Here is a 15,867-nt window from a genome sequence, read left to right as displayed (position 1 = left end):
CAATTATGTTGAATTTAGGTCAAAGGTTATGTCGTACGCTTGTTGGTATCACGGTATTCGTCTCCATGAGTACCTATAGTGCGGTGACATTAGACAGAACACGTATTATTTTTCCTGGAACGGAAAAATCAATTAACGTCACCATTTCGAACGATAACCCAGAAGAAGCCTACTTAGCACAAAGTTGGATCGAAGACTTACAGGGTAATAAGTTAACCAAAGGGGCGATCCTTGCAACGCCGCCGTTACAACGGATTGAGCCGAGTAGCAGCAGTTTAGTGCGTTTAAGTACCACTCCTGAATTGAGCAAGTTACCCCAAGACCGAGAATCGGTGTTTTATTTCAATTTGCGTGAAGTGCCCCCGAAATCAAGCGACGGTAATACCTTGCAAATTGCCCTGCAATCGCGAGTCAAACTGTTTTATCGACCTGCCAGCATTTTGCCTGAGTCGGAGACTAAGTGGGCGCATAAAGTGACGTTAACCAAGATGGGGAAAGGTTATCGCATCAATAATACCACCCCCTTTAATTTAACGGTGATTGGGTTAGGAAATAGCAAAGCCGCCGCTGAGCAAAATTCCTTTAATGTTGTGATGGTGCCGCCAAAATCGACTCAGGATGTGGTATCTCCGGCATTATCCACACCATATCTGACCTATATCAATGATTATGGCGGTAAGCCAACGCTGGCATTTGGTTGCCAAGGTGACACCTGCACGGTCACCGGTGAACAGTAATTTTCAAGCGTATGGGTCAACGGGGAAAGGATGATGAATAAACAAACAGTCTTCATAACAGCAAAATGGTTCAAAGCGGCATTACTCCTTGTTGGCTGTGTATTGAGTCAACGTGTTATGGCTGAAAGCCCTGTTGCGAATACACCGGTTAACCAATCAGAGTATGAATTGCTGCACCAAGGCAGAATAGCGGTGAAAGCCACGCTATTTAATGCACCTTGTAATTTGTCTTTCGAGAAAACACTGAGTTTGACCGGATGTGGTGCAGGGAAGGACTACCAAGAAATGAATTTGTTTGATGCAACCGCAAATACCCCCGTCAGCGTGCAATTTTATGATGTACAACGTGGGTTATCTTCTGTTCGTTATCCTCTTTCATTGTTGAATGGCAGTAACCCAATTCATATACCCACGTTGATGAAAGATAGGCACACATTACGTTTAGAGGTGAGCTATGAATAAGGTTGCGATACGTTTTTGGCTTTTCCCTGTCGTTTTTTTAAGTTGGCAATCTCCAGTATTGGCCGCTAATAGCTTAGATGTTGAATTTACTGGTGAACTCGTCAGTACAGCCTGCCAAGTTGCCGCAGAGTCAATCAATAAAAAGATCACGTTATATAACTTACGTTGGCAATTTATTAATGAAAATGAAGCGAGCGCAGTGACCCCTTTTACCATTGCCATTGATAAGTGCAGTGAAACAGATTTACAAAAAAGTATTAAATTAACGTGGCAAAGCAATGAGTTAGTCAATATTGGTGGCGATAGTTTTTTAACGACTAAAGGTAACAGTGGCGTCGTGTTGGGGCTGATCGATCATGATGAAAAGCCTATTGTCTGGAATAAGCCGATGACCATTGGTGATGTGAGTGTAGTTGAGGGCTTACAACAGTTTGATTTTGGCGTTTTTGTTCGCAAACCCGCAACGGGTGAGGCCAAGATTGGTGATTTTTCAGGCATAGTGACCTTCAATGTGGAGTATGAATAGTGACAATACTCAATAAGATGAAGAAACCTCTCGGGTTATTTTTGCTGTTTGCTGCAGTAGAGAGCCACGCTGACGTTTTGGTTGATGTGACTGCCACCATGGTTGATCCAGCTTGCAATATTCGCAGTGAAAATAGTAGTTCACCGATGAAAATTGGTTTTGGTACCCTCAATCCTGAAGCACTGAATAAATCCGCTGCGGTGAAGGACTTTTCGCTCTATATCTCAGGCTGTAATTTCAGCAATAGCTTAGCGATAGTGTTGAATCCAAAAGGGGGAAGTACGTTGTTATATAACGGGAAAAATATCTTGGCCACCAGCACTGATGGGCTTGGCATTGATTTTAAAGAAGTCACTGGCGGAACAGTTCGTGCATTGGAAGTGAGTAAAAAGCAACGTATTTACCCAGAGCGGGTTGATGCAACACTGTATCGCATGGATTTACAAGCACAGTTGGTTAGTGCAGTGCCTATCAATCAACTGGATCTCGGGAAGTTTACTTCAACAGTCACCCTTTCCGTGACTTATAACTAGTAGGGCGCTCTGTTATGTTTAGATTAATACACAATTTTTGCCAGTGGAAAAATGAGAAAGGGTCGATCAGTATGATGCTTTATTCATCGCTTTCTTTACTTCGCCATGTAACATTATTATGTGGTTGCCTTGCAGGGGGACTTTTATCAAGTTTTACTGCCAAAGCAGACTATGCTCCGCGGATTCAAAACGTGAATAGCGGGTATTTAATCAAGTTGTCAAGCAATAGTTCCATTGCAACAACGCCAGTTAAAGGCACAGATGGTAAAGATTACTATCGTGTTGGTAACTCTATCGTGATTAATGGTAGCACTTCTGCTGTGAGTGTTTCAGGGACGGTTACATGTATCGGTAGAACTTGGGGAGGTGGCAATAATACGACTATTCCTTCTCATAATGCATTTCACCGTTTATTTATATTTGCACCAACGGCGGGCACGACGATAGATGGTAAAGTGGCATACCGTATTAACAGTAACTTAGTGATGACGGTTAATACTCGAATTCTTAATTGGGTTAATATTAATGGTGCTATTTGCGCAATGACGGAGTCCACAACAACGGTAAACGCAGGTGAATTTACCGTGCAATTTCCCATCACTGTGACGTTTTATATTAATGATCGTATTATTGATGGGCAGTTACCTATTGCTGCAATGGATCTTGGGGGCTATGTACGTGCATTTACGGCATCAAAAACCACACCACCTCAAACTTCTTGGACATTGAACCATTCATCTGTACCAATGCGATTAGCTGCATCACAATTAAATGTAGGCTCTTCTTGTACAACAATGACCAGTACAGGGCAAGCGGGTACAGTAAACTTACGTCATGGACAGTTAAATACGTTAAATTATGATAGTGTAGTCACAGAGAATGTGACCTATACCTGTAAATTCTCAGTTTCAACAAAAGTCCGATTACGCCTTGATTATGCAACGGACAGCGATCCACAAAAGCGATTGCCAATGGTGAATAGTCTGAATAGTAATAATAAAATATACAGCGAATTGACCATGACGGATGAAACAACAGGTCAAACGGGTAAAGATTTTAAAATTGATATTAAAGATTTGAGAACGATTAAGATAAGCAGCCATATTCAAGGAACAAATGCGGTTACAGGCAGCTATAAAGGCTCTGCTTGGCTTATCGCAACCTTTGATTAAAAACATGAATTTATTAATCAATAGTATAAATTATTAGAAACAAAAAACATTAGTCTACATTTGCTTTACTTAACACTGGGAATAATCAGATAAATTAAAAGTAAGCATTAGATGATAAAAGTTATTTTTGATATAATTGATCAAACGAATAATATAGAGCTATTAATAATAGCTCTATATATGATTAGTTTAAAACCGCCAACATTGGAGAGTTTTTTATTTTTAATAGCATAGACACTAATATTATTAGCACCCCGTATATTATTATATTTTTAACTCAATCGTGAATAATATAGGCTAGTAATACTTTAGAAAGATATAGCTCTCTGAGGGGGCACTTTTTGTTCAACTTTAAAATATTTTTAACAAGATCAGTCGTTCACCACTTAGTGAACAAGATAAGAGCTACTCAACATAACGAAAAATTACTTTTAATTGAATCTGAAGGATATTTTATTTCCTATCAAGTTTCATAGTGATTACTTTTTAATTCCCATAATACTTAACATGATTAATTTAATGCTATTTAAATCAGTTAATGAATTAAAAGCAAGTAGTAAAGATCCCTATACTTAGGACATATTACATATCCCCCCATATTATAATGGGGAGATATAAAGAATATCATTAAAATATCCGAAACTATTCTTTCACCAATAATTTATTGATTAAATCAGCATAGTTAGATGCATAGTCTTCAATATTTGTATGTGGAACATTTTGATTTTCAATTTTATATTTCCCTGAGACATAAAATGATGGTGTTGATGTAACATTAAATGACTTAACCGCTTCATTTTGTTTAAACGTTAAATCCTTTACTTTTTCAGATCCTTTCATTTCGTCATATACATCTGAACTGATACCTATAGATTTAAATATAACTTTTATATCATCACTATTATTTATTTTTTTATTCATCTGGGCATCAAATAATAAAGGCTCAATTTTATCTTCAACATCTAATGCCATCGCAATTGACCAAGCTTCAGTCAATTCATTACCTAATTTCCCCATAGCACCAACATGATATTTTGTTAACTTGATATCTTTAGGTAGCGCCTTAGAAACAGCCTTATCTACATTGTAATTATGATTGAATAAATAGCATGGACCACAATAAAATGAAAAGAACTCTACAACAGATGGAGCCTCTGCAACTGGGCTATTTAGCATTACATAGGCACTTTTTTCAGATGCAGCTTGAGCTGCAGAAATCGATAATAACATCGAAAAAATTGCGATGTGTTTTAATTTTATTTTCATTTTTAATCTACCATTGTAAACTTTATAAAATAATAATTTGCTAATAACTTATAATTATTTAACTGAATGAATTAATGAAGGATTGTTATCTAAATCAAGTTAATTATAAGAATAATGCGATAATTGCAAATACTGTAAATAGTATAACTGATATACAAGGAATTAGAAATGCTTGATTTTCTTTATGCATGATAGAACCTCATTTTTAATAGATAGATAATTTAATCAACGCCAATAGCGAGTAAATTAAAAATTACCAATATGATATTAACAAATACAAACGGGAATTTTATTTTAACTAACTTAATGATTTTTTTGAGTCTATTGTAAATATAACGCTACGTTTTGGGAGATAAAAGTGTATATAGCGAATACTGACATAAGCGATAACAAGGGTTGCTATAATAAGCTCAACCGTTGCAATAAAGTGAATTTGTTTACTTAGTTCTGCAAACGTTGGGTATATTAATATTGCGTTAGATAATTTGTATAGTGCCGTTGCACCTATAGCCATTGGAAAAGTAAAAGCTGCATAGCCTGGAGTAAACTGAAGTTTTAATAATTTAAAGAATGCGCAATAAATTGTTAGCGTCATTAATATCGAAATACCAAATAAGATCGTACAAATTAATAATGACGGTGTTTGGCTAATAGTTAAGTAACCTGCTAATGAAAGACTTTCTGGTGCAGCCATGATAGCAATCGTTGGTTTTGCAGCATCTGGAATTTCATTTCTAAACATCAGTCTATAAATCATTAATGGCAGCATAATCGTATAACATGCTATCCCGATACTGAGCAGAACATAAGCAAGCGTATAATACTCAGAACTTGGACATGTGACATCGGCAACAATTAATCCTACAGGTGGTACAAACCAACTAGGAACCATATGATGTAAATGCAGTTCTTTTGCTCGGTGATATATAAACGCAATCAGTGCAATAAGATGTAATCCTATTGCGCTTAACCATATTGCCACACCAAGGCTTGGTAGCACATTACCGATTGCTTTAGAAATAACCATCAGTGCCATCGCAAATGTTGGTACTATACTTCCAACAACTGGGTGGCTAATATCTTGCCATAAACTATTTGGATGAAGTACAAAACGGATTAGCAATATTAATAATAGAAAAGATGAAATGATTGCACCTGTTGTTTGCCCAACACCATTAAGCGGCAATGCATTTTCCATACACCAGCCTAAGCTTGCGATGCCTAATGCTAAGCCTGCTATTGGCGTAGGTAGCCGGCTGAATTTACTATGAATATTTTTTAACATTTTAAACTCTTTTGTTTTTCAATTTATATTCATATTTTATTCATGTTATCCTGTTTAGGATATCTTGTTTTTTTTAACACCTCGTTTAGGATTACTAATCAATGAATGTGACTCTAAAGCAATTGAAAGTGTTTTTATCTATTGTGCATCATCAAAATATGACACTTGCTGCACAATCACTTTATATGACTAAAGGTGCGATATCACAGAACCTCGCGGCTTTAGAGAGTCAGCTTAATGTTCGCCTTTTTGATAGAATAAATTCAAAGCTTTATTTAAGCCAAGCAGGTGCTAAGCTTATTCCGCTTGCTGATGAATTAATAAATAGAGCCGAGTGTATTGATAGTACATTTTCTTTTTCCGATGCTTTACCTCGAATAAAAGTGGGATGTACTAAATCCATCGCAGTGTTTTTCCTTCCTAATTTATTATCTAAATTTGAAGCTGAATTAGGCTATTTGCCTGAAATAATCATAGATAATGCTTATGCTATAGAAGGGATGTTAAACCGTTATGAACTTGATATTGCATTACTCGAAAGTGCTGTAACCGATATAAACTTAAGCTGCGAATACTGGATGACCGATGAGATGGTCGTCGTCTCTTCTAGTAATCATCCTTTTACACAGCAAAAATCAATTTCCTACCCACAATTAAATCAATCTCGTTGGATATTAAGAGAACCTAACTCAGCCAGTAGACGATTTTTTGAAAATCAATTAGCCATAAAGCTGAAAAACCCAATTTCTGCTTTTACACTTAATTCTTTCGACGCCATTTTACTCAATGTCTATAACCAATTAGGATTAACATTTATTTCAAACGAAGTTTTTAATCATCCTTTTTATTCTGAGCATTTCACAAAACTCAATATTGATGATAGTTTTTTTAGAAAATTTAATATTGTCTATCATAAAGATAAATTTTTAACTCAGGATATTGTTGATTGGATTGATTTTATCAAAAAATCTTCCAATTCAGTGTGATAGGGTTTATTGACGGATGCAAAAACACCGACCAAATTTACTCTCAGTAAAAGTAAAAATAATCACAAACTTAGCCTTTATCTCGTAAAAATCCGGGAGATAGCGTCACACTTTGCGGTAAACTATTATCACCACTTATTCGTTGGATTATTTTCATCATCGCATTAATTCCGACTTCTCTTGCAGGTTGGGTAATAAACGTCACTGGAATATCGTACAACGCTTCACTACCGATATCATCAAAACCAACTAGCGCGATTTCCTGATTAAAATAACTATAGTTATCCACTGAAGTTATTGTGCTGCCTATTTTTAATGCACCTAAATAAGCACCGAGTGCCGTGGCTGTATTGTGGCAAATAATCGCACTCACTTTTGGATATTGATGAAGAAAATCAGAAACTTGTTGGATAATATGTTGTTGCTTATTATTCGTTTCAACAATCCACTCACTGCGAAATGGTAATCCATATTGAATTATAGTTGAGCAATAACCACCAATACGCTCGGCTCGCGTCAACGAATGACTTGCACCACCAAAATAAGCGATTTGGTGATGACCATTATTAATCAGATGCTCAGTCGCTATTTTAGCGGCTAATGTATTATCGGGCCGGATCACATCAATACCCGCAAATTCACAAGCGCGCGCAGCACACACAATTGGAATTTGATAATGCGCTAACCGCGCGACGATTTCATCATTAAGAAATTTACCACTGCCAACAATAATGCCATCAACACCATAATTTATTAGGCTATCTAAACAACGATCAAATTCTTCTCGGCTATTACCACTTTGTGTAAGAAAGACAATTTTATTCTGTGTTTTGGCATATTGGCTGACTCCTGATGCGACTTCAGAATAAAAAGGCTCTGTTAAATCTGGAATAATTAACCCGATCACATTGGAAATATTATCGCGTAATGATGCCGCCTGCTGATTTCGCACGTAACCAAGTTCTTCAATGCTCTCATTCACTTTATCTGCTGTTTTTTGAGAAATACGTCCTTTTCCACTTAGCGCGAGTGACACGGTTGTAACTGAAACTCCCGCATGTTTCGCTACATCAGTAATGGTAATTTTCCTGAGATTCATAAGTGGTCAATATTTCCTGCAAATAAAAGCGACTGTTTATTTTACACAATTCAAGATTAAACGTTTTAGCTATTTCTAGAGACTGATCACTAATTGATGGTTATTTTTTGTGATCTAGCAAATATTTTCACTTGGTAAAACGTTTTATCATATTTTACCAGTAGACTTTGTTCCCTTATCCGTATGTAGGACGTTACATGAATAAACAACAAAAACAAAAAATCACGCTTTGGGAATTTTTTCAAAGCCTAGGGAAGACATTTATGTTACCCGTCGCCCTACTTTCCTTTTCCGGTATCATGCTCGGGATTGGTAGCTCACTGAGTAGCCGTGATGTGATTACGTTGCTGCCCTTCCTTGATCACCAAGCTTTTCAGTTAACCTTTATCTGGATGAGTAAAATAGGTTCTTTTGCCTTTAGCTTCTTACCCGTCATGTTTGCTATTGCCATTCCTTTAGGTCTAGCGCGGGAAAATAAAGGCGTCGCCGCTTTTGCGGGTTTTGTTGGATTTGCAGTGTTTAACCTCGCAACCAATTTTTATTTGACCATTCAGGGGATATTACCCACCACCGATCCACTGATCCTCAAAGCGCATAACATCCAAAATATTCTTGGAATTCAATCCATTGACTCAGGTATTCTTGGTGCAGTTATCGTAGGTGTGATTGTTTACCTGCTTCATGAGCGTTTTAACACCATCCGCTTGCCTGATGCTCTCGCATTTTTTGGTGGTACTCGCTTTGTTCCAATCATTACCACTCTCGTACTTGGATTAGTGGGATTAGTAGTTCCTTTTATTTGGCCGTGGTTTGCCATGGGCATCACAGGTCTAGGTAATCTAATCAGCAGTGCTGGCTCTTTTGGCCCAATGATTTTTGGTACGGGTGAACGTTTATTATTGCCTTTCGGTTTACATCACATACTGGTTGCTCTGATCCGTTTTACTGAAGCGGGTGGAACAATGGAAGTGTGCGGTAACTCGGTCAGTGGTGCATTAACGATTTTCCAAGCGCAATTATCTTGCCCAACAACTCATGGATTTTCCGGTAGCGCGACTCAATTCCTGTCACAAGGTAAAATGCCTGCATTCTTGGGCGGTCTACCAGGTGCAGCATTAGCAATCTATCACTGTGCTCATCCTCAAAACCGCCATAAAATTAAAGGATTATTAATATCGGGTGTTGTGGCTTGTGTTATTGGTGGAACAACAGAACCTATCGAATTTTTGTTCTTATTCGTCGCTCCTTTCCTCTATTTGATTCATGCTATCTTAACGGGTCTAGGTTTCACCGTTATGGCAGTAACAGGTGTGACAATTGGTAATACGGATGGGAATCTCATCGATTTCGTTGTCTTCGGGATCCTTCATGGAATTGAAACAAAATGGTATATGGTACCTGTTGTCGCCTTTATCTGGTTTGTTTCCTACTACGCTATTTTCCGCTTTGCTATTACCCGCTTCAATATCAAAACGCCGGGTCGTGATACTGATGGCAAGAATAATGAAAAAACCGCAACAACAGCGCCAATTACCAGTAAGTCCGGTTATGACACCGTTGCTATTTTGCAAGCACTCGGCGGCAAAGATAATATTATTTCTCTTGATAACTGTATTACCCGTTTACGTATGTCAGTCAAAAATATGAGTGAAGTTGATGATGACCAGTTGAAATCACTAAGAGCAATCGGTGTAATCCATCTCAATGACCATAATTTGCAAGTGGTTATCGGACCACAAGTTCAATCGGTTAAAGATGAATTAGATCAGCTGATTCAATCACCACACAATTAACGTAATAACCACTGCACTGATCTTATATCAGTGCAGTCTTGTTATCAGTGTTATGGATAATTCGAATGAAACAATATGACAGTTTTTCACAACCAGTGGATCGTTTAGGCACCTATTGTACGCAGTGGGATTTTGTTCAAGACCGTTTTGGCGAGGCTGATTTGCTGCCATTTACCATTTCTGATATGGATTTTGCTACCGCACCAGAAATTATTGAAGCTCTGTTAGACAGAACTCGACATGGTGTTTTTGGTTATAGTCGCTGGCAACATGCCGATTTCCTCAATGCGATACAACGTTGGTTCAAAACGCGTTTTAACAGTGAAATTCAAACTGAAGAAATTGTTTATGGCCCTTCTGTTATCTATATGGTCAGTCAACTCATTCGCCAATGGAGTGAAATCGGTGACGGCGTTGTGGTACACACTCCCGCGTATGATGCATTTTACAAAACTATCGAAGGAACTCAGCGAAAGGTTCTCACAAACCCATTAACGTACAAAGAAGGTCAATGGGTTTGTGATATGCAGCAGCTAGAAGAATTATTAGCATTGCCAACTACGCGAGTAATGCTGTTATGTAGCCCGCATAACCCAACAGGTAAAGTATGGACAGCAAGCGAGCTCTCATTGATGGCTAAGTTATGTGAACGCCATAATGTCAGAGTGATTAGCGATGAAATTCATATGGATCTGTGTTGGGAAAACGCGCAACATATTCCATGGTCGACAATTTCTCGCGTGCCATATGCGCTGTTCACCTCGGCTTCAAAGTCTTTTAATATTCCCGCGCTCACAGGCGCCTATGGAATTATTAATGACAATGCATCTCGTGACGCTTATTTTCATCAATTAAAAGCCTGTGATGGCTTATCTTCTCCCGCAATATTGGCAGTTATCGCCCACATTACAGCTTATACAGAGTGCGATGACTGGTTCCGACAGTTGCGTGACTATCTTTTTGCTAACCTTGTTTATGTCAAAACACGTTTAGATGCCGAGTTTCCACAATTAAACTGGCAAATTCCTGAATCAACTTATTTAGCATGGATTAACCTCAATCCACTTTCGATTGATGATAATCAGTTACAAAACTGCTTAATCCATCAAGAAAAAGTCGCGATCATGCCGGGATTTACTTATGGCATTGAAGGAAATGGCTTTATTCGATTAAATGTTGGCTGCCCACGAGCTAAACTCGAAATCGGCATGGATCGGTTAATCCGTGCGTTAAAATCATGCCAAATCACGACAAAATAAATTTAACATGATATTGATATCTTATTGCAACTTGGCATATCAGTTTAATTGTAGCCGAGTTGCTGTAGAAAAATTTAATAAGAATTCATCAGCACACTTCAGATAGAATAATTTAGCAGATGAAATAGGCTCAAAATTACTTATTAGATTATTCCCATAAAAAATACAGTCGATACAGGATTCAAGCCTAACTAAAATTAAAATACCAAAACTGAATTAAAATAGGCAAATATGCCTACGCATCATTTCAACATTAAAATGTTATATTTTTACTGTTTATGTTAAACAAAAATAACACATCACCATTAATGTAAAATTATTTCATTATATTTATTACTAATTAATGGATGCAATCCCTTTCGACAAACTCTCATTAGTAAATATCGATAATTTGAAGGATAAGTATTACTAACTAAAAGCTAACTTCATATGCGTTTTTTAAGATTATACCACTGCTTTTTAATCCAAAATCGCAGTATAATATTGGAATATTAAGTTAAATGTAGTTATATAAACCTAGATTAATAAAATCAATAGAATTAATAACTTTTAATTTTATTTTTTTGCGACTAATAAGTTTCAATATATAAGAAGTAATGTAAGTATATGTAAACCTCAACGTACTGTTAATATTGTATTTTTTAATAAAAAAATACTTATTAACAAGCTAATGAACAAATAAATCACTTAGTATTTTAGCTACATTTGATATAACAAATACATCGTATTATAGTAATAAACATTAATATGAAATACATATTATGAAGTTATGAATTCGATATATGGTTATAAATGCGATTATTAAATTAAGCGCATTTAAGCCTATCTAATTATAATTAGTATTATTCTATTTTTAGGAAATATTATGAAAAATACAATGCTAGCAGTTATGTTAATGGCAGCTTCATCAACTGTTTTTGCAGCAGGAACAGTATCTGATAATACAGTTAGATTTAAAGGTGAGGTATCAAATCAAACATGTTCTCTAGATATTAATGGTAATGATAAAAGCCCGGTAGTTTTGCTCCCTACAGTATCAACTAGTGCATTTACAGGGGTAGGAACAACTGCTGGAGATACTACATTTACTGTTAATGTATCTGGCTGTTCACCTGTAACCGATGAAAATGGTATGGAAGACCAATTAAGTATTGGATTCTTGGGTAATGTTGTTACTAGCTCAAATAACTTAGGTAATACGGGTGATGCTAAAAATGTTTCAATCCAATTAGCCGACTCGGCTGATAAAAACTTTAAATTTACAGCAGGTGACTTAATTAAATCAGAAACACCTATCACAATCAATGCTGATGGTTCTGTTACTGAATCAGTTTATACGGCTCGTTATTATGCGGAAGATGCTAAAGTTATACCAGGTACTGTAGTTGCTAGTGCCCAATATGCTATTACCTACAAATAAAAGAGATAGAAGAGAGTATATATATACTCTCTTCTAATTTTACAGGATTACAATAATATGAATAAAAAAATTTATTTCTTCATTTTTTTTATTTGGATTGGATGGATTAACAATGCCTTTTCAAGTGTCACATTACTTGGTAATAGAGTTATTTATCCTGCTCATGCACAAGATAAAACCTTAGAGTTTACAAATAATGATAACACTCCGGCGTTGGTTCAAATTTGGACTGATGTCAATGATCCAAAATCATCACCTGAAAATAAAGGGCCATTCATTGCTATTCCGTCTATCTTTACAATTGATGCAAAAAGTAAGCAATTAGTAAAAATAGCTTATAATAGTGAAGCTAATCCAGATGATAGAGAAAGTGTTTTTTATCTTAATTATCTAAGTATTCCATCCGTTAGCAAGCAGGATGCAACTAAAAACAAATTAATGATAATAGTTACCAATAGAGTAAAAATATTTTATAGACCTAAAAATTTATCTATTCAACAAAGTGATGTTATAAATAATATTAAGTTTGAACGTGTAGGGAATACTTTAAAAGTATCTAATCCTACCCCTTACTATGCTACTGTAACTACAGCTAAAATAAGCAACTCAAATAAAAAACATAATATTAATATTGATTCCTCTCAGTTAGATATGATATCTCCATTTGGCGAGATATATTGGCCTATACCAAGTAATTATAATCAAGGGTTGATAAAATTAAACTTTGGCTTAATAAACGATTATGGAACTGAAACTAAAAGAGAAATAACTATTATGTAATCTCTCTATGGGTGTAGATAAAGTGAATAAATATATTTCATCTAAAACAAATATCTTCTTTATGATATCATTGCCTTTTATTATCTGGAGTAGTTATGCTCATCCAGTTAACAATAATGATTATTATTTTGAATCATCCTTAATCAAAGGTAATGCTTTATCCAATTCTGCTCTGGATAAATTTAATTATAGCAAAAATGAAATTCAAGCAGGAAATTATAATGTTGAGATATATGTTAATAATGTTTTTAGAGGAATATCTACTGTTTCATTTTTAGAGAATAAGAATAAAGAAATACGAGCCTGTTTGAGTTTAGAGCAAATAGCCATGTTAGGGCTTAAAAAAGAAATAACACAAATTAATGGTAATTGTTTATTTAGTGATGAAATTGAAGATAATATAAATTATAAATTTGACTTTCAACAACTTAGGTTGAACTTTGTAATACCTCAATCCCAGCTGATTAATTTAAAATCAAGTTTTATTCAAGAGGATAGTCTTGATAGCGGTGAATCCATGTTGTTTACAAATTATAACATTAACCAATATCATGTTGATTATAATAATGGGGCTTCTAATATTGATTCAACTTATCTCAATTTAACTAGTGGTTTTAACTTAGGGTTATGGTCATATAGACAAAATAGTAATTATAGTCATACCTCGAAAATTGGTGGGAAATGGGATACAACCAGACGTTATATTCAAAGAGGTATTTATTCAATAAAGAGTGAACTTCTTATTGGAGAAGGTTTTACTTCTGGGAGTATTCTTCCAGGGATTGGTTTTAAAGGTATTCAACTACGCTCAGATGACCGTATGTTACCAAACAGTGCTAGAGGTTATGCACCTCGTATTCAAGGTATTGCAAATAGCAATGCAAAAGTTATTGTTTGGCAAGGCGAAAATAAAATCTATGAAACTACGGTTGCTCCAGGGCCATTTGTTATTGATGATTTAAATTCAACAAACTATGCCGGAGATCTTAGGGTAGAAGTTGTTGAAGCTAACGGTTCTATTAATTCCTTTACTGTTCCATTTTCAGCTGTTCCTGAATCAGTACGGCCTGGAGATACGAAATATGCCGTTACTGTAGGTGAATCTCGATATGTTGGTAATAATGATAAATTTAGTGAGTTTATCATTCAGCACGGATTGAGTAATTCTATTACTATTAATTTAGCTAATCAGCTAGCTAGCGGTTACCAAGGTGTTACTGTTGGGAGTGTATATACCAATCAGTTAGGTGCTTTTAGCGTCAACACAACTTTCTCAAATGCTAAATTACCTAATAATAATAAAGAAACCGGTTGGAAATTCCATATATCTTATAGTAAGACATTTCAACCAACGAATACATCGGTCGCTTTATCTAGTTACCATTACTCCACAAATGGATTCCGTTCTTTATCTGATACTCTTGAAGCTAATCGTTATGCAGATAATGGTGATAATGATTGGAAAAACAAAATAATGCGTCAACGATCACGTTTTGATATCACCATAAATCAGGATTTAAATGAATACGGGAATTTAGGATTATCAGCCTCAAGAGAAGATTATCACAACAGTAATGCAACTAATAAGCAACTCCAATTGACATGGAGTAAAGTATTTTCAAACGGAATATCTTTAAATTTATCGATTGCCCGAATGACGAATGCATTAGCTAATGATCTTATTTACTCTGGAGGTGAAAAAGGAAGTGATAAAAAGCAAACCTTTACATCTCTCGGCTTAACTATACCTCTAGGCAGTAGTAAATATTCACCAGATATGACTTTCTCAACAACACACACGAAAGGACAAAGTAATTATCAAACTACGGTCAATGGTATTATCCCTACTGAAAGTCAGTATATAAATTATGGGATTAGTTATAATGCAGATAATCAAATTAGCGATGGAACATTATCTGGAACATTACAAACTCAATTTCCTTATGCTAATGTGCAAGGAACTATTTCGCGAAATAATGATTATTTTCAAGCATCAGGAAATGCTCAGGGTAGTGTTGTTGTTCATAAAGGAGGGGTGACATTTGGGCCATATCTTAGTGATACGTTTGCAATAATTGAAGCGAAAGGCGCCACAGGTGCAACTGTCAATAATTATAATACAAAAATCGATAGTTTTGGATATGCAATTGTACCTTCACTAATACCTTATCAATATAATTCAGTTATGCTTAGTAGCGATGGTATTGATAGTAAAGCTGAAATAAAACAACCTGAGAAAAAAGTAGCACCCTATTCGGGTATCGGAATTAAACTCAAATATGATATAGAAACAGGTACCCCAGTATTATTAACACTACTCAATAAATTAAAAGACGGGATCCCCATGGGAAGCCAAGCCTTTGATAAAAAAGGAAAATTAATTGGTATGGTTGGTCAGGCCAATCAACTTTATTTTAGAGCTAATTCTGCGTCAGGCGATATTATCGTAAAATGGGGGGAATCAGATAATGAACAATGTGAAGTTAATTATAAACTTCCAGCTCATTCAGATACTCCTCTTATCTCATCAGTATCGATTTGTGAGTGAG

At 35.7% G+C, this 15,867-nt stretch carries 14 protein-coding genes; 11 read left to right on the top strand and 3 right to left on the bottom strand.

Going from position 1 to position 15,867, the window contains the following annotated elements; genetic code table 11:
- The first annotated feature begins 5 nt into the window (after positions 1-5).
- From OOA_RS12470 to OOA_RS12450, 5 genes are all read left to right on the top strand, one after another.
- The gene (locus tag OOA_RS12470; RefSeq protein ID WP_008912508.1) at positions 6-737 is read left to right on the top strand and encodes a fimbrial biogenesis chaperone; all 732 of its coding nucleotides are present in this window, start codon (positions 6-8) and stop codon (positions 735-737) included.
- 30 nt (positions 738-767) lie between these two features.
- Positions 768-1,199 (top strand): fimbrial protein, encoded by a 432-nt coding sequence (locus OOA_RS12465; RefSeq protein WP_236611235.1) that lies wholly within the window; start codon positions 768-770, stop codon positions 1,197-1,199.
- Entirely contained in the window at positions 1,192-1,725 is a 534-nt protein-coding gene (locus OOA_RS12460) for a fimbrial protein (RefSeq protein WP_008912506.1), read from the top strand. The genes OOA_RS12465 and OOA_RS12460 overlap by 8 nt, the downstream gene beginning before the upstream one ends.
- The gene (locus OOA_RS12455) at positions 1,725-2,258 is read left to right on the top strand and encodes a fimbrial protein (RefSeq protein ID WP_008912505.1); all 534 of its coding nucleotides are present in this window, start codon (positions 1,725-1,727) and stop codon (positions 2,256-2,258) included. Before OOA_RS12460 ends, OOA_RS12455 begins: the two co-directional genes overlap by 1 nt.
- Before the next feature lie 71 nt (positions 2,259-2,329).
- Entirely contained in the window at positions 2,330-3,430 is a 1,101-nt protein-coding gene (locus tag OOA_RS12450) for a hypothetical protein (protein WP_008912504.1), read from the top strand.
- A 642-nt stretch (positions 3,431-4,072) separates the two neighbouring features.
- Here the strand turns inward: OOA_RS12450 and OOA_RS12445 are convergent.
- Positions 4,073-4,696, bottom strand: a complete 624-nt coding sequence (locus OOA_RS12445) for a protein disulfide oxidoreductase DsbA (protein WP_008912503.1) — start codon at positions 4,694-4,696, stop codon at positions 4,073-4,075.
- Between the two features lie 298 nt (positions 4,697-4,994).
- Positions 4,995-5,981 (bottom strand): TDT family transporter, encoded by a 987-nt coding sequence (locus OOA_RS12440; RefSeq protein ID WP_008912502.1) that lies wholly within the window; start codon positions 5,979-5,981, stop codon positions 4,995-4,997.
- 101 nt (positions 5,982-6,082) lie between these two features.
- On the opposite strand from OOA_RS12440, the gene OOA_RS12435 reads away from it, so the two are divergent.
- Positions 6,083-6,967 (top strand): LysR family transcriptional regulator, encoded by an 885-nt coding sequence (locus tag OOA_RS12435; RefSeq protein ID WP_008912501.1) that lies wholly within the window; start codon positions 6,083-6,085, stop codon positions 6,965-6,967.
- Positions 6,968-7,037: 70 nt separating this feature from the next.
- Here OOA_RS12435 and malI read toward each other — a convergent pair whose 3' ends face one another.
- On the bottom strand, positions 7,038-8,066 hold the full coding sequence (gene malI / locus OOA_RS12430; protein ID WP_008912500.1) for a Mal regulon transcriptional regulator MalI: 1,029 nt from the start codon (positions 8,064-8,066) through the stop codon (positions 7,038-7,040).
- 197 nt (positions 8,067-8,263) lie between these two features.
- Here malI and malX point away from each other — a divergent pair, with 197 nt between their 5' ends.
- From malX to OOA_RS12405, 5 genes are all read left to right on the top strand, one after another.
- Positions 8,264-9,859, top strand: coding sequence for a maltose/glucose-specific PTS transporter subunit IIBC (gene malX / locus OOA_RS12425; RefSeq protein WP_008912499.1), 1,596 nt, complete (start codon positions 8,264-8,266; stop codon positions 9,857-9,859).
- A gap of 65 nt (positions 9,860-9,924) precedes the next feature.
- The gene (locus OOA_RS12420; protein WP_008912498.1) at positions 9,925-11,118 is read left to right on the top strand and encodes a MalY/PatB family protein; all 1,194 of its coding nucleotides are present in this window, start codon (positions 9,925-9,927) and stop codon (positions 11,116-11,118) included.
- Positions 11,119-11,983: 865 nt separating this feature from the next.
- Positions 11,984-12,538, top strand: a complete 555-nt coding sequence (locus OOA_RS12415) for a fimbrial protein (RefSeq protein ID WP_008912497.1) — start codon at positions 11,984-11,986, stop codon at positions 12,536-12,538.
- 57 nt (positions 12,539-12,595) lie between these two features.
- Positions 12,596-13,318, top strand: a complete 723-nt coding sequence (locus OOA_RS12410) for a fimbrial biogenesis chaperone (protein WP_008912496.1) — start codon at positions 12,596-12,598, stop codon at positions 13,316-13,318.
- A 22-nt stretch (positions 13,319-13,340) separates the two neighbouring features.
- Positions 13,341-15,866, top strand: a complete 2,526-nt coding sequence (locus OOA_RS12405; RefSeq protein WP_158467575.1) for a fimbria/pilus outer membrane usher protein — start codon at positions 13,341-13,343, stop codon at positions 15,864-15,866.
- Position 15,867 lies beyond the last annotated feature (1 nt).

Origin of the sequence: Providencia burhodogranariea DSM 19968 (assembly GCF_000314855.2) — a bacterium.
GTDB classification, from domain to species: Bacteria; Pseudomonadota; Gammaproteobacteria; order Enterobacterales; family Enterobacteriaceae; genus Providencia; species Providencia burhodogranariea.
The sequence above is the reverse complement of the archived record's forward strand: the minus strand, read 5'-3'. Positions and strand labels throughout refer to the sequence as shown.